This window comes from Peribacillus sp. NPDC055009, assembly GCF_053608705.1.
This window is the reverse complement of the sequence record NZ_JBSGVZ010000021.1, coordinates 23,417-45,124: the sequence shown is the minus strand read 5'-3', so window position 1 is coordinate 45,124 and position 21,708 is coordinate 23,417. Positions and strand designations below refer to the sequence as shown.

At 42.6% G+C, this 21,708-nt stretch carries 22 protein-coding genes; 1 reads left to right on the top strand and 21 read right to left on the bottom strand.

All coding sequences use genetic code 11. From position 1 onward, the window contains the following. Nucleotides 1-31: 31 nt before the first annotated feature. From ACWF5P_RS23110 to ACWF5P_RS23075, 8 genes are all read right to left on the bottom strand, one after another. Complete coding sequence (locus ACWF5P_RS23110) at nt 32-1,273, bottom strand: MFS transporter (protein WP_101225447.1); 1,242 nt, start codon at nt 1,271-1,273, stop codon at nt 32-34. Between the two features lie 159 nt (nt 1,274-1,432). Continuing rightward, nucleotides 1,433-2,434, bottom strand: a complete 1,002-nt coding sequence (locus ACWF5P_RS23105) for a LacI family DNA-binding transcriptional regulator (protein ID WP_101225448.1) — start codon at nt 2,432-2,434, stop codon at nt 1,433-1,435. A gap of 186 nt (nt 2,435-2,620) precedes the next feature. After that, entirely contained in the window at nt 2,621-3,457 is an 837-nt protein-coding gene (locus tag ACWF5P_RS23100) for an SDR family oxidoreductase (protein ID WP_434167048.1), read from the bottom strand. Continuing rightward, the gene (gene uxuA / locus ACWF5P_RS23095) at nt 3,454-4,530 is read right to left on the bottom strand and encodes a mannonate dehydratase (protein ID WP_101225450.1); all 1,077 of its coding nucleotides are present in this window, start codon (nt 4,528-4,530) and stop codon (nt 3,454-3,456) included. Before uxuA ends, ACWF5P_RS23100 begins: the two co-directional genes overlap by 4 nt. A gap of 12 nt (nt 4,531-4,542) precedes the next feature. After that, nucleotides 4,543-5,163 (bottom strand): bifunctional 2-keto-4-hydroxyglutarate aldolase/2-keto-3-deoxy-6-phosphogluconate aldolase, encoded by a 621-nt coding sequence (locus ACWF5P_RS23090; RefSeq protein WP_101225451.1) that lies wholly within the window; start codon nt 5,161-5,163, stop codon nt 4,543-4,545. 13 nt (nt 5,164-5,176) lie between these two features. Then, nucleotides 5,177-6,196, bottom strand: coding sequence for a zinc-binding alcohol dehydrogenase family protein (locus ACWF5P_RS23085; RefSeq protein ID WP_452445339.1), 1,020 nt, complete (start codon nt 6,194-6,196; stop codon nt 5,177-5,179). Nucleotides 6,197-6,204: 8 nt separating this feature from the next. Next, a complete protein-coding gene (gene allD / locus ACWF5P_RS23080) occupies nt 6,205-7,215 on the bottom strand; it encodes an ureidoglycolate dehydrogenase (RefSeq protein ID WP_101225453.1) in 1,011 nt (336 codons plus the stop codon). A gap of 26 nt (nt 7,216-7,241) precedes the next feature. After that, entirely contained in the window at nt 7,242-8,198 is a 957-nt protein-coding gene (locus tag ACWF5P_RS23075) for a sugar kinase (protein WP_452445338.1), read from the bottom strand. 392 nt (nt 8,199-8,590) lie between these two features. Between ACWF5P_RS23075 and ACWF5P_RS23070 the strand changes: the two genes are divergently transcribed. Continuing rightward, a complete protein-coding gene (locus ACWF5P_RS23070) occupies nt 8,591-9,508 on the top strand; it encodes a DMT family transporter (protein ID WP_101225455.1) in 918 nt (305 codons plus the stop codon). Between the two features lie 386 nt (nt 9,509-9,894). On the opposite strand, the gene ACWF5P_RS23065 is transcribed toward ACWF5P_RS23070, so the two are convergent. The 13 genes from ACWF5P_RS23065 to gucD all read right to left on the bottom strand — a co-directional run bounded on the left by ACWF5P_RS23065 (nt 9,895) and on the right by gucD (nt 21,698). Beyond that, complete coding sequence (locus ACWF5P_RS23065) at nt 9,895-10,533, bottom strand: DUF4833 domain-containing protein (RefSeq protein WP_260357778.1); 639 nt, start codon at nt 10,531-10,533, stop codon at nt 9,895-9,897. Next, a complete protein-coding gene (gene larC / locus ACWF5P_RS23060; RefSeq protein WP_137017611.1) occupies nt 10,530-11,006 on the bottom strand; it encodes a nickel insertion protein in 477 nt (158 codons plus the stop codon). Before larC ends, ACWF5P_RS23065 begins: the two co-directional genes overlap by 4 nt. Then, nucleotides 11,003-11,905, bottom strand: a complete 903-nt coding sequence (locus tag ACWF5P_RS23055) for a LarC family nickel insertion protein (protein ID WP_434167051.1) — start codon at nt 11,903-11,905, stop codon at nt 11,003-11,005. Before ACWF5P_RS23055 ends, larC begins: the two co-directional genes overlap by 4 nt. Then, entirely contained in the window at nt 11,886-12,656 is a 771-nt protein-coding gene (gene larB / locus ACWF5P_RS23050) for a nickel pincer cofactor biosynthesis protein LarB (protein WP_101225459.1), read from the bottom strand. The genes ACWF5P_RS23055 and larB overlap by 20 nt, the downstream gene beginning before the upstream one ends. Beyond that, complete coding sequence (gene larE / locus ACWF5P_RS23045; protein ID WP_137017608.1) at nt 12,653-13,468, bottom strand: ATP-dependent sacrificial sulfur transferase LarE; 816 nt, start codon at nt 13,466-13,468, stop codon at nt 12,653-12,655. The genes larB and larE overlap by 4 nt, the downstream gene beginning before the upstream one ends. Before the next feature lie 175 nt (nt 13,469-13,643). Next, nucleotides 13,644-14,276 (bottom strand): bifunctional 4-hydroxy-2-oxoglutarate aldolase/2-dehydro-3-deoxy-phosphogluconate aldolase, encoded by a 633-nt coding sequence (locus tag ACWF5P_RS23040; RefSeq protein WP_101225487.1) that lies wholly within the window; start codon nt 14,274-14,276, stop codon nt 13,644-13,646. Nucleotides 14,277-14,289: 13 nt separating this feature from the next. Continuing rightward, nucleotides 14,290-15,246, bottom strand: a complete 957-nt coding sequence (locus ACWF5P_RS23035; RefSeq protein WP_434167052.1) for a PfkB family carbohydrate kinase — start codon at nt 15,244-15,246, stop codon at nt 14,290-14,292. 21 nt (nt 15,247-15,267) lie between these two features. Then, nucleotides 15,268-16,131 (bottom strand): fumarylacetoacetate hydrolase family protein, encoded by an 864-nt coding sequence (locus ACWF5P_RS23030; RefSeq protein ID WP_434167053.1) that lies wholly within the window; start codon nt 16,129-16,131, stop codon nt 15,268-15,270. Between the two features lie 14 nt (nt 16,132-16,145). After that, the gene (locus ACWF5P_RS23025; protein ID WP_402937247.1) at nt 16,146-17,105 is read right to left on the bottom strand and encodes a C-terminal binding protein; all 960 of its coding nucleotides are present in this window, start codon (nt 17,103-17,105) and stop codon (nt 16,146-16,148) included. Between the two features lie 34 nt (nt 17,106-17,139). Further along, on the bottom strand, nt 17,140-18,087 hold the full coding sequence (locus ACWF5P_RS23020; RefSeq protein ID WP_434167054.1) for a U32 family peptidase: 948 nt from the start codon (nt 18,085-18,087) through the stop codon (nt 17,140-17,142). Further along, nucleotides 18,084-18,995: a dihydrodipicolinate synthase family protein gene (locus ACWF5P_RS23015; RefSeq protein WP_434167055.1), complete on the bottom strand. Its 912-nt coding sequence runs from the start codon at nt 18,993-18,995 to the stop codon at nt 18,084-18,086. The genes ACWF5P_RS23020 and ACWF5P_RS23015 overlap by 4 nt, the downstream gene beginning before the upstream one ends. 17 nt (nt 18,996-19,012) lie before the next feature. Further along, nucleotides 19,013-20,161, bottom strand: a complete 1,149-nt coding sequence (gene dgoD, locus ACWF5P_RS23010) for a galactonate dehydratase (protein ID WP_230175865.1) — start codon at nt 20,159-20,161, stop codon at nt 19,013-19,015. A gap of 67 nt (nt 20,162-20,228) precedes the next feature. After that, complete coding sequence (gene gucD / locus ACWF5P_RS23005) at nt 20,229-21,698, bottom strand: alpha-ketoglutaric semialdehyde dehydrogenase GucD (protein ID WP_275732616.1); 1,470 nt, start codon at nt 21,696-21,698, stop codon at nt 20,229-20,231. Nucleotides 21,699-21,708: the final 10 nt, after the last annotated feature.

The window sequence follows — 21,708 nt, the reverse complement described above, 5'->3', positions numbered from 1 at the left end:
CTTTGGGAGACACTTCCATTCTAACAATCTATTACGCAGGCTTTACTATCGGTCGTACAAAACGGATGACTGCAAGCGATGCAACGATGGCCAATCCACCAGCAAGCAAGAATGCAACTGTGTATGTGCCTGAGGTATCGACAATGTATCCTGTTAACGTCGGTCCGATGATTCCTGCTGTATTTGCCAAGAAATGCATAAAACCTCCAACAGATCCAACATTACCAGGGTCTACGACATCGTTGACGATTGCCCAGTAAATGGCACCAGTCAAATATAGGAAGAAGACGGAAAGTGCTACAAGCGTTACCGCACTGACCGTCGTGGATACAAGTCCGGCAAAACCGATACATACTGCCGATAAGAACAAGCATGTTACAAGCACGAGTTTACGTGAGAATAAAACACCTTTTTGAGCGAATTTTTTAAAGAAGAAATCCGACACGAATCCACCCAAAGCAAGTCCGATGAATCCAAAAATCCAAGGAATCACTGTAATGATACTCATATTTTCCACACTTAGGCCGCGTGCATCCACCAAATAGCTTGGGAACCAAGTTAAGAAAAAGAAGAGAATATAGTTGTAGGAGAAAAAGGCTAGAGCTGTAAATAAAACAGTTTTTTGTTTTAAATAAAAGGTGAATTTCACCTTTCCTTCCGATGTTGCCGCTACATAAGATTTTCCTGTATGTTTCTGTTCTTTTGACTCTTGTGGTTTTTCTTTAACGAACTTCCACCAGCAAATCGCCCAAATAAGACCAATTATCATTATGGCAATGAAAGAAACTCTCCATCCATATGAGATGGCAATGAATCCAACTATTGGACCTGCGATTGCGCCACCAAGCGGAGTCCCGCTATTCGTCAGACCAACGACAGATGCCCGTTGATTTGACGGGAACCAGTTATTCACCATTTTATTGATGGTTGCTGAAAGAGGGCCTTCGCCCATCCCAAACAAGATGCGGATGACTATCATACTGGCAAAACCGACAGCAAGCACAAGTGCACCACTGAATAATGACCAAACGATCATTGCCACGAAAAGCGTAAGCTTTGCTCCCCATTTATCGGACGCCATGCCTCCAAGGAAGTTAAATACGGCATAACCAACTGAAAAGCTACTAAAGATAATTCCCATCTGTGTTGCTGTTAGGGATAAATCATCTTGGATGAACGGAGCTGCAATGGATAGTGCAGATCGGTCCAGATAATTTATTACCCCTGCCAAGAACAAGAAAACGATAACCATTCCTCTACCATTTGAAAACATAAAGAACCCCCCTATACGTTTCTATAAATGCAGCAGCATTTTTGGAAACGTTTCCATTTAATAACCAAGAGTAAAACCTATATGACCCAAAAACTAAATCGGTTTAGAATCCCCGTAAAAAAAGCGCTTTCTTTTTCACAGGAATTCTTACATCCGAATCTAGCAAGAATTCCTTGAAAGCAAAGTCGGTTTCAAGCGATGGACGCTTGTATCCTCTTTTCCTGATTTATTGATTTGACTAAGCAGTAACTCTGCTGCCAAGTTTGCCATTTCAATGGCCGGCTGATTAACCGTTGTGATGGTCGGTGTATAGAAACTGGCATAAGGAACATCATCGATTCCTATGACCGCTATGTCATCAGGTATATTGATTTCGTGCTGTTTCATATAACGCAATACTTCATTAAGTACGATATCATTTCCTGCCAAAATGGCTTGAGGCGGCTTTTCCAATTCGAAAAATTCTGAAAGCGCAACCGGAATTTCATCTGCATTCACAGTTTTAATATATTCTGAATTGAATGGTATCCCATGTGACGCGAGCGAATCCTTGTACCCTTTGATCCGTTCGATTCGAGGACTGATATCGCGTATTATTGAAGTGGTTATGATTGCAATGTTTTCAAAACCCTTTTCAATAAACCGATCGACCGCTAACTTGGAAGCAAGGTGATTATCGAGCATGACTGTAGCAATATTCAATTCTTCGATCGTCCTATCCATGAAAACAATCGGGAATTGATCACTCTTCATACGTTGATATAAATCAAGGTTGTCCCCTGTGGGGAAAATGATGATCCCATCCACTTGTTTAGCCCTTAGCATTTCAATATAATTCTTTTCCTTTTCAGGATTGTCATCTGCATTGCAAACGATAATGTGGAACCCTTGTTCATAAAAGTAGTTTTCTATAGCTCTAATAACTTGCGTTGAAAACGTGTGAAGGATATTGGCAACCACTACCCCAACGGTAAAAGTGGATTTTTGTTTTAAACTGCGCGCTATTATATTAGGCTGATAGTTTAACTCTTCTATTGTTTCTTCAATCTTTTTCCTTGTTTTTTCACTCATATATTCATAGCGTTTGTTCAGGTATTGGGAAACTGTGCTTTTTGATACTTTCGCGTGATTGGCGACATCAGTAATTGTAATGGTTTTCATTTCATTCATTCCTGTCGTGTGATTTCAATTTTTTCTGCCTAATACCAAAATGGCTTATATATAAGGAATATTCTATTATAATAAGTAAAGCTTTACAATCACCATCTGATGCAGTAAAAAGACAATTTCCCAACCCGTTGAACTAATTTAAACTTTAACTTGTTCGCCTTTTTATTGGACCTGGCTTCAGACGCCCGAGTATGCCATGAAGCCCCCATCGACCGGTACCGTAATTCCTGTGACAAAGCCCGAATAGGATTCATCAACGAGCCAAAGCAATGTACCAAGTAAATCTTCAGGCTGCCCGAAACGCTTCATGGGTGTTGAAGTAATGATTTTATCAGACCTTGCCGTCAGACTGTCATCTTCATTAAGCAAAAGATCCCGATTTTGCTTCGTCAAAAAGAAACCTGGAGCAATGGCATTCACCCGTAAACCTTCTTCGGCAAAATGAACAGCCATCCACATGGTAAAATTATTTATCGAAGCTTTGGCGGCACTATATGCTGGTACTTTAGTCATTGGAGCGTAGGCGCTCATGGAAGATATATTTACGATAACTGGTGCTTCCACTTGCAATAATTCTTTTCCAAAAACCTGACTTGCCAAAAATGTACCGGTAAAATTACTGGCAAAGACTTGGGAGAAACCATCTTCATCCAGATCAAAAAATGATTTTCCTTCTGCTTCTTCCCCATATTTCTCTGGAGCAGTAATGGCATCAGGATGATTGCCACCCGCTCCATTTATTAATAGATCCACTCTTCCGAACGTATCAATTATTTTCCCTCTTGCATCCTCCAATGAGGTTCTATTCAAAACATCTGCCGCGATTGATATCGCAGTTCCCCCTGCTTGTTCAATGAGTTCGACCACTTCTTGACCTTTTTCTGCCGTTCTGTTCAATATAGCTATCTTGACACCATGACGGGCCAATTCCACAGCCATTTTGGAACATAAAACACCGCTGCCCCCAGTGATGACTGCCACCCTGTTCGTTAAGTTTTCATGTATGGGGATCATGATTCCCCACCTGATTTACCAGCTTCATATGCATCCCATAATCCGAGCAAATACATGATTCCCAATGCTCGGTCATATAAACCGTATCCAGGGCGGCAATCTTCACCCCATATATGGCGGCCATGATCCGGTCTGACATAACCAGTATAATTTTGCTTATTCAATTCTTCCACGACGCCCTGTATATTGATGGATCCATCCTGGGTATGATGGGATGTTTCCACAAAGTCGCCATTTTCATAAATCTTCACATTTCTTATATGGGAGAAAGGCGAACGGTTTGCATACTTTTTAGCCACTTGGACCATATCATTTTCAGGGTTTGCCCCCATCGAGCCTGTACACATGGTGAACGCATTCGACGGTGAATCCGAAATCGAGATCAGTTTTTCATAGCTCGACTCTCCGGTGATGATTCTTGGCAAGCCAAAAATGGACCATGGCGGATCATCCGGGTGTATTGCCATTTTTATACCGCAAGCCTCGGCAACAGGTAATATTTCTTTTAGGAATATTTCAAGATTCGCCCACAGCTGCTCTTCGTCCACAGTTTTGTAAGCTTCGAATAATTCAGAGATTTGATCCATCTTTTCTGGTTCCCAACCTGGTAAAGTTAAATCTGAGGCTTCCGTTACCGTACGAATTAAATCTTGTGGATCTAACGTATCCACTTTCGCCTTTTCATAAAACAGGGCAGTTGAGCCATCTTCCAAAGGATGGAACATTTCAGTCCGAGTCCAATCAAAAATCGGCATGAAGTTATAACAAATGACTTTCACTCCAGCTTCCGAAAGATTCCGGATCGTCTCTTTGTATTTCTCTATATATATCATGCGATCTTCGTTACCCAATTTAATCGATTCATGGACATTTACACTTTCTACGACATCCGTGTGAAAACCAAATGATTGGATATACTCGATTTCTTTTTTAATTTCTTCCTTTTCCCATACCTCACCAACAGGTTTTTGGTGAAGTGCCCAGACGATCCCTTTCACTCCAGGAATCTGTTTAATGTGCTCCAATGAAACGGTATCATTGTCTTTCCCGTACCATCTAAATGTAATGTTCATCATGCACCTCCGTCATTCCGCAATTTTCTGCATGTATTTTCTGCTTAACTCCACTGCGGCCTCATAGCCGCCATTCTGATAGGCTTTGTTCAAGTCACTGCCGATACCGATTGCTACCGCGCCTGCATTAAGCCAGTCCTTCATGTTATCTAAATTTATTCCGCCTGTTGGCATGATCCTTACATTGGGCAGTGGTCCATTAACCGACTTGATGAAAGAAGGTTCGAAATGGTTTGCCGGAAATAACTTTAAAACATCACAACCTGCTTCCAATGATGTAGCCATTTCTCTAATTGTCATGCAACCAGGCATATAGGGAATGCCGTATCGATTACATAGTTCGGCTACTCCATTGACAAAATAGGGACTGACGATAAAATTGGCGCCAGCTAAAATCGCATGTCGTGCCGTTTCAGAATCAAGTACCGAGCCTGCCCCTAAGAGTGCTTCCGTATTTTGCAGTTCTTTGAAAGCTTCTTCAATTCCCGGTGTTGTATAAGTCAATTCGATTGCCCGAACACCTCCTTCTACAGCAGCGTTAGACAGCTGTACCGCCTCTTTTGCATCCTGTCCCCGGATAACAGCTACAACTTTCGTTTCCGTTATTTGATGTATGATTGAGTGTTTATCCATGACTCCTACCCCCTTAATTAAAAACGATGATCGCTTTTCGAACTTGTTCGGGATGATTTTCAACAAAATTAAATGCTTCCTGGATATCATTGAGCGAAAATGTATGGGTGACTAAACCTTCATGTCTGAGTTTGCCTTCATTCAAAAGCTTAACCACTTTTGGAAACTGGTCGGTTTGCAATCTAGATCCTTTCACAGATACTTCCTTTTTAGTGATTGGAAGCTGGGAAATAGCTGAAGGACGTTCATCAAAACCGAGTACGACAATCCGCCCGGCCGTTGACACTACATCAAAGGACAATTCAAAGGTCATCGGCAAGCATACTGCATCAATGACGACGTTGGCCCCTTCCCCATTCGTCCATTCTTCCACTCGTTTTTGAACATCTTCCTTTCCCGCATGGACAGTGATATCAGCGCCGCTTTCTTTAGCGAATTCCAAACGCTCATCACTTAAATCCGTGATCATCACAGATGCTCCTTGAAGCTTTGCCATCTTTAAAATGCATATCCCAATAGGTCCAGCTCCCTGGATTAGCACGGTTTCCCCTTCCTCGACTTCGCCTCTCCAAACGGCCTGTGCGCCAATTGTGTATGGCTCCGCCAATACTATTTCATCCCAAGCTAAAGCGGAATCCACAACATGTAATTGTTTCTCGGGAAGGACGAACCATTCCCTCAACCCACCATCTTCATGCACGCCAAAAACGGAAAGTTTTTCACAAACATTTTGGCGTCCTTTGCGGCAGGCGTAACACTCACCGCAATAACTGATGGGCTCAATAACAACGTGGTCACCAACTTTTATGCCCGCGACGCCTTGACCTATCTCCACAACTTCTCCCGCTACTTCATGCCCAACGACCCGCGGCAAAGTTGCAAGAGGATTGGTGCCATGGTAAATATGCATATCCGATCCGCAAATCCCGACTCTTTTTACTTTTACAAGGACATCCGTCGAGTTCGAAATCCGTGGTTTTTCAAATTCTTGAATGATAAGTTCATGAGCTTTACGTACTTGAACCGCTTTCATTTCCCCACCTACTTTGTAAGAAATTCATAAACACTTGATGCTATCGTAATACCTTGTTTCAGGTTTTTTTCTTCATTGATTTGTTCAATCTCACCCGGTACATATACGCGATCGAACCCTGGAGCAGGTTCAACCTGTTGCAGCTCTTCGATCATTTGATCCATTTGCTCTAGAAATATATCAGTATCCGTAAAGAACGAAGGATTAATTACACAAAAATAATGTCCCAGCTTCCGTTTCTTATCAAGATCGTCATACATTTTCCCAATGTGCGGGCCAAATGCCGCACCGGCCAATAATCCAGAAAACACATCTACAATTACGGATAGGCCATAGCCTTTCGGGCCTCCGAAAGTGGAAAGGGAAACGACTTTATTCGGGTCTGTGACCGTAGCTCCATTTTCATCCACACCCCATCCTTCAGGGATTTCCTTTCCCTCTTCCCGTGCCTGGAGGATTTTCCCCAGTGCAACATTGGAAGTTGCCATATCAAGAATAAAGGGTTTCTTCGTTTTGGCAGGAACTCCGTAAGCGATTGGGTTGGTACCAAGAAAAGAAGTTTTCCCTCCGAATGGGACCACAATTTTATCGGTATGTGACATTGCGATTCCAATCAACTTTGCTTCAGCGGCTTTTTGAACGAAATAGCTTAGTGCTCCGCAATGGCTGCTATTAAAAACAGTCACCATGCCCACGCCATTATCTCTGGCCATTTCGATCGCATGGTCCATGGCCACGTCGCTGATCACATGACCAAATCCATCATCTCCATCAACTACACCGGTAACGGGTCCTGTCTTTTGAAAGGAAATCTGTGCATCGGGATTTATTCCTCCTGCCTGTAAACGGTTCACATAATGCTCTGTTCGTAAAACACCATGGGAATTGACATTTCTAAGATCGGCATGAACCAATACTTCCGCGATTTTCCCGGCATTTTCTTCATTTAAACCCACTTTGGTCAGCTGTTGTATGACTAATCGTTTTGCTTCCTCCGCTTGAATCGTTACTGTTGCCATTTCATTCCCTCGTTTCTTTCAGTCATCTATCTTTCTATAACGGCCTCATTCTGTATGAAAGGCATTACTTCATCCAAATACGGTAATCCTTCATTGTCCCCAGCAACAGTTGTGACAAGAGCTCCTACACCATTTGCGAATGTTAATCTTTCATCAATGGATAAGCCATGAAGATATCCGTAAATATAGCCGGCATCATAACCATCTCCCGCTCCAACAGTGTCCAGGGGTATAACAGGGAAGGCTTCTTTTTCATGCCATTCATTTTTGGTATATAGTTTTGAACCATGTTTCCCGTCCTTGATGACAAGTTGATCAATGTCATTCACCTTCGCGAATTTTGCCAAAGATTCTTTTGAGTCAGTTCCGATGATCAATCTTATTTCATCCAAACCTGTAAGCAAAATATCAACATATGGAAAAATATCATAATAAACTGTTCTTGCTTCCTCGATTGACCATAGCTTTAAGCGAATATTCGGATCAAAGGAAACAGGTATATTTTTTTGTTTTGCAATGTCCATTACCCTCTTGGCAATATCCACATTTTGGGGATCTATAGCCAAAAATACTCCAGTAAGATGGACTATATCAATCTCTTCAAACATCTTTTCTGTTATATCTTCCGGTTTTAAAGTTAAAATCGGAGATTGATAGCGGTAATAAAATGTCTTTCCGGAACCATCTTCCCGGATTTCTTTAAAGTTAAGGGATGTTGGATAACCATTTACAAAGGCAACATCACTCATGTCCACGCCTTCCCCACGAGCGAAATTATAGATAACTCTGCCGAACTCGTCCTTGCCTAAACGACTTATCCATTTTGCCCGCATGCCTAGCCTTACACAGCCAATTGCAAAATTCAGTTCTGCGCCTCCTACTTTTCGCTCAAAACGGGTTACGAATCTTAAAGGTCCTGTTTCTTCCGGATTTAGCGTAATCATGGCGTCGCCCAGCGTTAAAACACCATATTTTGATGACAATACAGTACCTCCTTCTTTCGAACAATCACAAATAAAAAGAAAAACATTTGATCATATCACTTTCATTAAGCTTTATTGCTAAATCGATTTAGTTAATTACTAAACCGGTTTGGTAAATCATAAGGAAATTGTAAATGAAAACCCTACCAAAAACAATAGAAAAGTTAGATAATTTGTAATTTTATTTTTATTTGATTATATTTCAGCTGAATTTATGATAAAAAACCATATTAAGGTAAAGCGGAAGGGGTTATTTCTTCCCTCTTTTTTAATGATTAAGAGCTTCTGATTTTTCACCCTTGGGCTTTTAATCAAATTTTACTCTTTGCTATTAATTTAGTGAAAGTTGTATAATATATCAATTGTTAAATAAGTTTGAAAGGTTGTTTGGAATGAGTTTTTTGAAAATATACATCTTACTTACCGGAATAATGATCACGTGGGGGTTAAATGTCTCAGTTATTAAAATTTTAGTTGCGCATACGCAGCCAGTAACGATCACTTCATTGAGAATTTTTACTGCTTCTCTTATCGTCATTATTATTCTTTTCTTCTTTGGATTAATACGTCTTCCTAAAAAAAGTGAACTTCTTTACGTTTTTGGAGGAGCACTTTTGAGTGTCGTTTTTCATCATTATTTTTTAGCTGAGGGATTGACGAAGACTTCAGCCTCGAATGCTGGGCTGATTCTGGGCATGGGGCCAATATTGACTGTCATCTTGACCATGATATTCTTTCGTAAAAAGCCCACTTTAATCCGGCTTCTTGGCTTTATATGCGGTGCTCTGGGCGTGAGTTTTACCGTTATGGCAGGAAGTGGAGGACTTCATTCCATTAATCTGGGAGATGTGGATATTCTCCTTTCCATTCTTTCACAGGCACTGAGTTTCATACTCATTAATAAAGCCTCAAAAACAATGGATCCACGATTATTAACCGGCTACATGATGCTTATCGGGTCTTTTATTCTTTTTGCCATCAGCTTATGGAAGGAACCAGAGGGCTTATCTTCACTGGCAACGGCACCGCCATCCATCTGGGGAGCTTTCTTGTTCTCCGCTATTTTTGCCACTGCCCTTGGGCACATGAGCTATAATTATGCCATTGGTAAGGTAGGCGCAGCCGAATCATCGATATTTCTTAACTTAAACACCTTATTCTCTTTGTTAGGGGCAGCATTTTTCCTTAATGAAGCCATAGTTCCTGCACATTTCATTGGGCTTATATTCATTGTTTCAGGAGTATTGCTTGGCTCCGGTGCAATAGAAATATGGATTCTTCAACGGAAAAATAAACGCATATCTGCCTAACGGCTACAGCAAAACCTAGATTTCGTGACTTTCTATATAAAAATACTAACAGATCCTACGACACTGCCATTCTTAAAAAAATGGCTTAGCAGTGTCATGGGGTCTTATTTTTATTGTCCATCCCTTCTTCCAACTACAAATAATTTCAGAATAATAATTGGAGATTCATATCCGTTACAATATACCCATAAATTTGCTTGGACATGTCCATTGAAGTGTGCCCATTAAGACAAGCCTTTTTGTCAGTTGTGGCCCTTTTCTTTCTGAGAAACCTCCTAGAAGACATTTTGTCTACTTAATATTGGTTTTGATGAATTAATAAAAATAAAAGAGACTGTCCATGGGTTACAGACAGCCTGAGATTTCAGTCATGCTTATAAAATAAATCAATTAGCCCAGAGCGCAAACAAACCTTCTGTTACACCCAATTTGTATATATAATAAAGTCCGAATGAAAAACTTATAGCTCCCGCCAGCTTGATGAAGATTCGGTTTAAAACGATGTCCTTTCCATTCAAAGCAAACGGTATGCCTAGTAAAGTTGTAAAGCACAGCATGCCAATAATGGTTCCAGCGCCAAATATTATTATATAGATGGACCCTTGGCCTATTCCGGTAACTGTCGACATCGTTAGAATGACCATTGCGGCACTGCCCGCGAGACCATGGACGAACCCAATTAAAGCAGACACCAAAAAAGGGCGAAATCTATCTTTGTCGTTCGTGATATTAGGGCTAGCTTTAAATAAACTTTTCGCCCCTAGCATAACAAGCATAATGCCAACACCGAATTCCAGCGTCATGCTTAACGACTCTGGAATCTCCCCTTTCATCCAAATGAACATCATACCTATAAGAAACAGCGTACATGTATGGCCTATACCCCAATACACCCCCGTTAGAGTGGAACGCGATAATTTTTTCGTATTTCCTGCCGTGGTTGCTACCGCAATAACATGATCCGGCTCTAACGAATGCTTTATCCCTAATATGAATCCAAATGTAAGAATCGACACCAAACTCATTTCTCTACCACCTCCCCGAGACACTTCCATACTTCTTCATACACCCTTTTAAGAGGTATATTGTTCTGTACGGCAATTTTACGGCAATCTTCATATTCAGGGGCCTGCTGCAAGGTCAACCCCTCATGAATCCCTCTCTTCATCGTCACTTCCCCCCATTGAGTATTCACATTGAAAAAAGAGCGCTCAAGCCGGTGCACGGTAAGAGGGTAGTAGCGAATACCGAGAGTCGTCGTTTCAGCAAATAATATCTTCTTCATTTTCGAAATCACCTGCTGTGAACAGAGAAGTTGCAATAACACCCCCGGTCGATTTTTTTTCATAAAGATTGGTGTATAAAATACATCATTTGCTCCTGATTCAAACAACAAATCCATTACATGCCCAAGCCATTCACCGGAAATATCATCTAGATTCACTTCCATTTTCACCATTTGTTCATCAAGATGCTCATGATCAGGTGGGCGCTTCATTGGATCTCCCCTATAATAATGCGTAGGACATTCGGATGATTTTCGAATGTTTTTGTTCCCGCACCATAGCCAATCGATTCGACAGTCATGGGTGGAAGCGAGCCGAAATTTTCAGCTAAAACCGCAGCGATGGCAGCACCGGTCGGCGTTGCTAATTCAGAACGAATATCGTTTGAGGCAATCGGTACCCCCTTTAATATTTCAAGAGTGGCAGGTGCAGGAACAGGATATATTCCGTGATCAATATGTATATGTCCAGATCCCGTTGGAATGGCTGATGACTGAACTGATTCAATACCTAGCTGATCGATTAAAATTGCAGCCCCGATTATATCTATTATTGAGTCTACCGCTCCCACCTCGTGAAAGTGAACTTTATCAAGAGGAAGCCCGTGTATGTGCCCTTCCGCTTCACCAATCTTCTTAAAAATGGCGAGTGACTTGTTTGTTACCGATTCATTAAAGTTCGCCTCATTGATAGCTTCTACAATTTGTTTGTAGGTACGGCTGCCGTGATGGTTGTGAGGTACATGGCTATGGTTGTGTTCATGTCCATGACTGTGTTCATGGCTATGGTTGTGTTCTTGTCCATGGTTGTGCTCATGTCCATGACTGTGACTGTGTCCATGACTTTGTTCATGTCCATGACTGTGTTCTTGTCCATGGCTGTGGCTGTGTTCATGTGTTTGCTCTGATTTACTGGTAAGAAAGACATCAAATTTAGTACTTGTAATGCCATTTTTGACGACCTTCCCCCATGACAGATTATATTCTTCATCTATGTTCAGCTTTTTTAACTCTTCTTCCATTTGTACAGGGTCTGCACCTGCATCAATCAACGCACCAATAACCATATCTCCGCTTATGCCGGAAAAGCAGTCAAAATATAAAGTCCTCATCACTATTGACCTCCTTTTTATGTACGAGTTTGTATATAATGGCTGCATTGTAGGCTGCACCAAATCCATTATCTATGTTCACCACACTTACACCCGATGCGCATGAATTGAGCATCGATAAAAGTGCCGATAAACCGTTAAAATTAGCACCGTAACCAATACTTGTCGGCACAGCAATAATTGGATTCGTGACAAGGCCTCCTAACACACTTGGAAGTGCCCCTTCCATCCCCGCAACACAAACTGATACCGTAGCCCCTCGTATCTCGTCAATATTATCAAGAAGGCGGTGCAGTCCAGCAACACCTACATCGTATATACGCCTGACTGGAATACCTAGGGTTTCGGCCGTCACGGCAGCTTCTTCAGCAACGGACAAATCTGATGTCCCGGCGCACACAATTGCAATATATGAATCAACGGATTTCGGCTTTTCTTTAACCCAAGCAAGTGTCCGTGCAATCTCGTTATACTCAAAATCACTACATTCTTTTTGTACAAATACCGCTTTTTCCCGAGAAATACGAGTCACAAGCACAGAATCATTCCTTGTCCGCAGCGATTGGACAATCGTTAAAATTTGTTCAGCTGTTTTCCCTTCCCCAAACACAATTTCGGGAAAGCCTTGTCTCCTTTTACGATGATGATCGATTTTTACAAATCCTAAATTTTCATAGGATGCAAGTTTTCCCTTCGCTTCCGCAACTGTCAATGAACCCTTTTGAACCTGCTCCAAAATATCGTCAATCATAACATTTCTTCCTTTTTAAGCGCCATATTCATACTTCCGCTTGTATAGCCCGTGAGATCCATTGATACATACTTATAACCAAATTGCTTCAGCCGTTTCGTGATCGCCACATGGTATTGAAGCACTCGCGGCATATCATCGGGTTCAACTTCAATTCGGGCAGTATCCTCATGGGTCCTGACTCTTACCTGATGAATATCCAGTGATTTTATGTAAGCCTCTGATTTATCAACTTTGGTCAATTTTTCCTTCGTAATGATATCGCCATATGCTATTCGTGAGGATAAGCAAGCAAATGACGGTTTATCCCAGGTTGGCAATCCGGCTTGCTTGGACAATACTCTTATTTCTTCTTTGAATAAATCGGCTTCTAGAAGAGGTCCCCTGATTCCTTTTTCTTTAGCTGCTTTCATGCCTGGACGAAATTCGTTAGCATCATCAGCGATAACTCCATAAATAATATTATTAAATTCATATTCTTCAAGAATAGGAAGCAGATGGTCAAATAAACTACTTTTACAAAAGTAACAGCGATTCTGATTGTTTTCTTTATATCCAGGAATGGCCAACTCCGAAGTTTGAATGACACGATGGTTGGCACCAATCCATTTTGTTAGCATAATGGCTTCATTCAATTCACTCGACGGATAGGTTTCCGAATCTGCTGTAATGGCTAACACATTATCATAACCCAGAGTATCAATAGCGACTTTTAGCAAAAACGTGCTATCCACCCCTCCTGAAAAAGCGACCACAACCGACTCCATTTTTTGGAGAATACCCTGCAGATTACTGTACTTTTCTAGTAACATAGCACTTTTCCCCTTTCTGGTTTGTCTTTAATTTATCTACTGTCCATCAGCAATGCCACCCTTGATGGAAATTTAACGGATACATCAAATTGGTAGGAATGGAGGAAATAACATACAGTCATACTTTCATTTCCAGCGCCTATTGAATTGATATGAATATAAGCGTAGGACTGCATTAGCTTTTTTGTACGATAGCCGAGAATTTTTTTGCCGTTTCTGTCAGCCTGGTGTAATCTTCACCTGTAATCAATTTCGCAGGATTGATCAATGAACCGCCAACTCCCGCAGCGATGGCCCCTGCCTTAAAAAACGAAGCAAGGTTGTCAAGGTTGACACCGCCAGTTGGCATTAGAGGGATGTGAGGAAGCGGCCCTTTAAGATTTTTAAAGTAACTAACACCCAATGCATCTGCCGGGAAAACTTTGATAATGTCAGCTCCATTCTCGTAAGCAGTCAATATTTCGGTTGGTGTGAGCGCACCTGGGATGCTAATAACGCCATAGCGCTTCGCCATTTTAATCGTTTTGACATTGACGGTTGGAGAAAAGATAAATTCCGCCCCTGCCATTATTACCGCACGGGCCGTTTCAGGATCCAATACTGTACCGGCACCCGCAATGATATCATCACCGAACTCCTCTTTCACTCTTTCAATCAAATGGCACACTTTGGGAGTTTCCACTGTTATTTCTAGCGTTCGGATGCCGCCCTCTTTCAGGGCCCGGGCGATTGGTATAATTTGATTGGGGCGTGCACCGCGAATGACAGCGACCAGCTTCCCATGTTTAAGCTCTTCAAGTTTAGTCATTTTTTCCACCTTTCTACCTCTTCACATCATCAGCGCCGCCACTCATGAACAAAGCGAGGTCGGCACGGGCCGGCAAACCCTCAACATCGCCATTTACCATCGTTGCCATTGCTCCCATGGCATTTCCACGCCTTGCAGCTTCATCTAGCGGCAGTCCATCAAGCAGACCGGAAAGTACACCGGATGCAAAAGCATCACCAGCACCGATGGGATCCACGACCCTTTCCACATAGAATCCAGGAACGTATGTTTTCGGTACAGACGGGGCTGAAATTAAAGAGCCTTCTTTGCCCATTTTAAGTAAAACTGTTTCGACACCGAGTTCATGAAAATGATCTGCAAATTTTTCAGGAGTATGGGAGCCGAATAAAAATTCGGCTTCGCCCACCCCAGGCATGACGATATCACTTTTCGAGGCGTACTTTGTTATGATGTGACGTGCTTCATTTTCATCACCCCATATTTTCAAGCGAATATTCGGATCGAAGACGATTTTTGTTCCGTTTTCCTTAGCAATGCGGATCGCTTTATCCAAGAGCGACTGACAAGAATTCCCTAGTGCAGGGGTAATTCCCGTAATATGGAGATAAGCGGCGCCTTGGATGGCAAGATCAGTTAGTAATTCCGCCGTCATTTTACTAGCTGCCGAATCTTTCCGGTAATAATAAACTCGAGTATCATTCAGCCGTCTGAATTCTTTAAAAAAGACTCCGGTAGGAGCATCAGGGTCTCTTGTTACATAAGAGACATCAACACCTTCTCCGCGAATGAACGATTGCATGGCATCGCCAAATTCATCCTCACCGAGACGGCTAATCCAGCGTGAGCTATGACCGAGTCGGCTTAACCCGATCGCTACATTGGATTCCGCACCGCCAAACTTCATCGAAAAAGATCTGGCGTGGCGAAGCGGTCCTTCTTCATTCGGGGTAAACACTGTCATTGTTTCTCCGATGGTTACAACATCCATGTCATCATCTTCTTTCTCTTATCATGCTATTACGTGATTAGAAAGCGTACCGATCTTCTCAATGCTGACGTTCATCCGGTCACCGTTTTTCAACCAGATTTTCGGATTCCTTCCCATTCCAACGCCTGGTGGCGTGCCAGTTGCAATCAAATCACCTGGCATTAGCGTCATGGACTGTGATAAAAATGAAATGATTTTCGGAACCGTAAAAATTAGGTTGCTTGTATTTGAATCCTGCATAATTTCACCGTTTAATTCGAGCGAAATCGCTAGATTGTGGGGGTCACCCACTTCATCTTTTGTCACGATAACAGGACCAAATGGAGCAAATGTATCCGCCGTTTTGCCCCTTGACCACTGACCGTCCTGAAATTGCAAATCTCGGGCGCTGATATCATTCATAATCGTGTAGCCAAAGACGTAGTCATCCGCCTCTTCTTCTGACACATGTTTCGCTTCTCTACCAATGACAAACGCAAGCTCTGCTTCAAAGTCGACCTCGGTTGAATTAATCGGGATTTCAATCGCATCATTATGTCCGGCAATAGCATTAGCATATTTCGAAAAAATGACCGGTGATTCAGGAGGCTCCATCCCGGTTTCCTTGCAATGATCAAAATAGTTAAGTCCTACGCAAATGATTTTATCCGGCTTTGCGATTGGCGGCAGGATATTTACTTCTGACAGTTTGAATATTGCATCGTCATTTACCCGTTGCTCGATTAACTGTTCAGCACGTGAACGCAACTCGCTTCCTCGTTCTATAAATTTTTTCATGCAAGCAGGAAATTCTTCTGGACCGAGAGCCGTTAAGCTGATAATTTGATCATCTTTAACAAGACCGATGTGCTGTTCGGTTTGCACGGAAAAAGTTGCTATTTTCATATTTTTCCCCTTTCTTAGGTTAATGCGTATGGTGTTTTTTCCCCTTTTAAGACCTGAACGATATTTCTTGCTGCTTTTTGACGAAGTTCAACCATCGCTTCCTCAGAATACCAGGCGCTGTGCGGCGTAATGATGACATTGTCCATTGTGAGTAGCGGGCTATCGATTCGGACCGGCTCATTTTCTGTCACATCAAGTGCAGCACCTGCAATTATCCCTTTTTCAAGTGCATAGGAAAGTGCTTTTTCATCGATTATCGGTCCACGTGCCGTGTTAATGATGACCGCGTTACTCTTCATTTGTTTAAGGCGCTCCTCATTGATCAGGTGGTATGTATCATCAATTAAGGGCACATGGATCGACAAATAATCGGCTTCGCCTATAATTTCGTCGAGATCCATTTTTTGAACCCCGACAGCAGCCATGTCTGCCGCCGATACGAAAGGGTCATAAGCAGCGGTTTTAAAGCCGAGCGGTTTCACCTTTTCAATGAAACGGCGCGGAATCCGGCCAAAGCCGAGAACCCCAACCGTTTGTTCGTTAAAACGGTGAATCGGGACACACACTTTAAAGTCCCAGTTACCTTTTTTCACTTCCTTGTTTAACAGTGTCACTTTCCGCGCCGACGAAAGTAAAAGTGCCAATGCATGATTCGATACTTCTTCCATGCCATAATCCGGTACATTGGCGACAGTGATCCCCTTTTCTTTAGCCGCATTGAGATCAATTGTATTGACGCCAACACCATAGCGGGAAATGATTTTCGTGTTTTCAAGCGACTCAATGACTCGGCGTGAGATAGGAGCATATTGATTTAAAATTGCATCCGCTTCTTTTGCCTGCTCCATAACTTGTTCTTCAGTTTTGCATTGCGCTTTGATGAAATTGATATCCAGACCGCTTTCTTGAAAAATCTCTTCTTCATATTTCAAATGTTCAAATTCGTAATCCGTTAATAATATTTTAAAGGTCATTCGGGCTCAACTCCTTTATTGTAATACCAGACATCTATTTCGCTGCTGCCTTTTCAATTTTTGCAATACCGAGACCTTCTGCACCAAGTTTCGATGTTTTTGCTTCAGGATAGTATCGTTCGATCATTTGAATACCAATTGCGGCACGGCGTACACGTTCTTGAGCGAGTGAGATGTTCGTACTTTCCCATTGTTTCCCTGAAGGGTATACATCAGGATGATTACGCAAACCAAATTTAATGTATACAGGCGCCAATACACGGATAATTTCCGGTATTTCATAATAGCGAAGAAAGCCTCCAAAGGTATCCGGAACTTCAACATATAAATCAATTGGAATGTTTATTGATTGTCGAATCGCTGCAAGTTTAGACAGCGTTAATGCAGGTGGCACGTTGTAGGTATCCGCTCCGATGTCTTCCATTAATTTAACGGATACTGGATTGGCTGAACCCATTTGAACCGATACTTTAACAACAAAGTCTTCCGGAAGCTGTCCGTATTTTTTCATTTCTTTCGTTAAAAGTAGGAGTCCTTCATCCGCAACTAACGCACCGCGAAGACCAAGTGCAGCTCCTCTTTTCAAGTCTTCCATTGCATAAACAAGCTGGTCCGATCCTTCATGGCGGATTCCCTGAGATTTACCTCCTGGCGTAAGCGGTCCCGCACTGACATCCCATGAACCCCTGGGACCGACAAACAAACTGAGCTCCATGCCGCGCTCTGCTGTCATTTCACACATTTCTTTAATTTCTTCATCCGTTTGAAGCATGATGCCGCTGCCCTGGGATATCCGGTGAATAGTCAAACCGAGTCGGTCAATTTCTTTCAATGTTTCTTTTAGGGCAGCTGGACCTTCTACACTTGGTAGTTCAATGCGGTATTGAGCTCCATCCGGAAATGTTTTCGTTGATGTAGGAAGTTCTTTAAGATCAGTAGATGGGTAGCCTAATTGTTCGAGCAAGACGCGTGATTCTTTCATTTTTGGACGCCTTCTTTCATATCTATATTTTTTAAGAGAGCAGCTACTTTGTCACTCAAATCAGCAGGGTATACATCGCATGGGGCACGGTGTCCAGCCGCAACGTCAAACCAGCGCTGATGAACAGCTTCTTTCATGGCTGTAAAAAATGTCGGACCGTAATTGTACACATCCATCAGTTTTGAAATCACTTGATGATTTTTCTGGGCTTCAGCGAGATCCCCTTTATGATACGATTCATATAAATGTACGGATATTTCCGGGGCAAAGACAGCGCTTCCATTAATGCTTCCAGCTGCACCAATCATTTGAGCCGGAAGCAAATGCTCGTCAAACGCGGAGAAGACTTTGAAATCACTGCGAACTTTCTTCACTTCCGCGAGCACTTGACGAAGGTGCCCGAAATCACTGACCGTCTCTTTAATACCTGCTATGTTGGGATGATCTTGGGCTAATTTTTTAATCAATTCGATTGATAAATTTTGTCCGGTCAAGAGCGGGATGTTATAAATGAAAACTTGCAGATTAGTATGATTCGCTACGCTGGAAAAATGTCGATATAATTGCTCGTCAGACAGCTTCCAGTAATATGGGTTTACTACAAGAACGCCGTTCGCTCCATGCTCTTCTGCATAAGAAGTCAGTTCATGCACCTCTTTTAATACGGTATGCCCGACTCCGACCATAACTGGCACTCTTCCGTTAATGTGCTTTAACATTTCGCGTACATATAATTTCCTTTCTTCAGTCGTAAGTGAGGAGAACTCACCTGAACTACCCATCAACAAAATACCGTCAATATTCCGTGAGATTAATAGGTCGATATACCTTCTGTTCAACTCCAAATCCAAGTTCCCCGTTTCATCAAATAAGGTGACTACCGGTGGAACGATGCCATGAAAGTCCATTATTTTTCCTCCTTTTATTACCATTCAGCGATACTCCCGTCTTCATTACGCCAAATTGGGTTTTTCCAATTATGTCCGGTCTCTGCTGCCTGCTTCACTTTTTCTTCATCAATTTCCACTCCAAGACCCGGTTTATCCGGAATGTTCACATAGCCATTTTCATAATCGAATAATTCTGGATTTTTCATATAATCGAGAATGTCCATGCCTTCGTTGTAATGAATACCAAGGCTTTGCTCCTGAATAATGAAATTCGGTGTCGTTGCGTCCAAATGAATGGATGAAGCAAGAGTCATCGGACCGAGCGGGCAGTGCGGCGCAATTGCTACATCATACGCTTCTGCCATTGCGGCAATTTTTTTCCCTTCTAAAATACCACCTGTATGAGACAGATCCGGCTGAATTATATCGACATAACCATCTTGTAGTAGCTGCTTAAAGCCCCAACGCGTATACATTCTCTCTCCCGTCGCAATCGGACACGTTGTATGCCAGGCAATCTCACGAAGTGCTTCATTGTTTTCCGGGAGCACCGGTTCTTCAATGAACATTGGACGGTATGGTTCGAGTTCTTTCACAATCACCTTTGCCATCGTTTTATGAATCCTCCCGTGAAAATCCACACCGATCCCAAAGTCCTTGCCAACCGCTTCCCTGATTGAAGCAACGCGTTCGATGACCGCTTCTACTTTCGAAAAGCTATCTATGTAATTCATTTCTTCTGATGCGTTCATTTTGACAGCAAGGAAGCCTTCTTTCTGTTTTTCTATTGCGGCAGCAACTACATCCACCGGTCTATCTCCTCCGACCCATGAGTAGACTTTAATTTTTTGACGTGCTTTGCCGCCGAGCATTTGGTATACAGGAATATCGAAGTATTTTCCTTTTATATCCCATAGTGCCTGCTCAATGCCGGAAATGGCGCTCATTAAAATTGGGCCCCCGCGATAAAATCCACCTCGATAAAGCGTTTGCCAGATATCTTCAATATCGTTCGGATTTCTCCCGATCAAATAATCAGTCAGTTCGTTAACTGCTGCTTTAACAGTTTCAGCACGGCCTTCCACGACAGGCTCTCCCCATCCAGAAATGCCTTCATCCGTATCGATTTTTAAAAACAGCCAGCGGGGCGGAACTTTGTATAAAGAAATTTTTATGATTTTCATCAAGCACCTCGCAATGTTTTTTTGAAGAAAGAGAGATTTTCAAAAATGGAAACCTCCCTTGCACTTGTTAAGAACCTTTAATAAAAACCGTTTTTATGGCTGTATAAAATTCTTTCGCCGCTTCACCTTGCTCTCGCGAACCCGTGCTTGATGCCTTCATGCCTCCGAATGGGGCTTGCAACTCTACGCCCGCGCTTTCTGCGTTAATGCGGACAAGACCTGCTTCAATTTCATCAATGAACTCCAAAATTGAGCTAATATTTGATGTGAAGATTGATGCACTCAATCCGTACTTCGTATTATTTGCCAAGTCAATCGCTTCGACAAGATCGGTTGCTTTCATAAGCGCGATAACTGGCCCAAAAATTTCTGCCTGTGCAATCTCCATTTCGGACGTCACGTCTTCAAAAATCGCTGGTGTGATGAAAAAGCCCCTATCATAGTCTCCGCCAGTTAATATCTCCCCGCCATGTATGAGTTTTGCGCCTTCCTGCTTGCCTTTTTCAATGTACTCTGTGACCGTTTTGAACTGGCTTTCGCTTGCACACGGACCCATCCAAATACCCTCTTGAAGACCGTTGCCTACTGTAATTTCCGCTGCTGCCTTTACCAGTTTTTGTTTGAATTCATCATAGACGGACGATTCAACGACTACACGACTTGAAGCTGTGCATTTCTGGCCGGAAGAACGAAATCCACCGCTGATGACCGCCTCGACAGCTTGGTCGATGTTTGCATCTTTCGTTACGATGACTGGGTTCTTGCCACCCATTTCAAGCTGATATTTTATGCCGCGTGCGGAAGCTGATTTTGCGACGCTCTGACCGACACTTTCAGAACCGGTAAATGTGATCGCATTTAAAAGCGGATGATCTATGAGTCCTTGACCGATGATCGACCCCTTACCGGTAATGAAGTTCACTACGCCCTCCGGGAAGCCTGCTTTTGTGAAGCATTCCATCACTTTCGCTGCAGTAACGGCTCCCTCCGTAGCCGGTTTCCATACGATTGAGTTGCCATATACAAGAGCAGGAGCCATTTTCCAGATGGGAATTGCAACCGGGAAGTTCCATGGCGTGATTATCCCGACAACACCAAGTGGGCTACGTTTCGTAAACATTAGGGCATCTTTATCGGATGATGGAATAACATCGCCGTCTTTCCGCATCCCTTCCCCAGCATAGTAACGCAGAATTGCAACCCCCCGTGCCGTTTCACCTTTTGCTTCAGGTAACGTTTTACCCATTTCGCGAGTCATCGTTTCGGCAATTTCATCTAGATTTTCTTCCAATATATTGGCCGTTTTGAAAAGGATTTGTCCACGTGCAGACTGCCCGATCCTACGCCAATCCCTCTTTGCTTTATGCGCAGAAGCTACAGCCTTGTTCAAGTCATCTACCGTTGAGCTTTGAACATAACCAACCGGTTCTTTGTCCGCAGGATTAATGCTTTCGATTGTATTTCCAGAAGATGCATTCACCCACTCATTATTAATGAAATTTTTATATGTTTTCGTTGCAAATGTAGTTGATATCATAGTCTTTAGC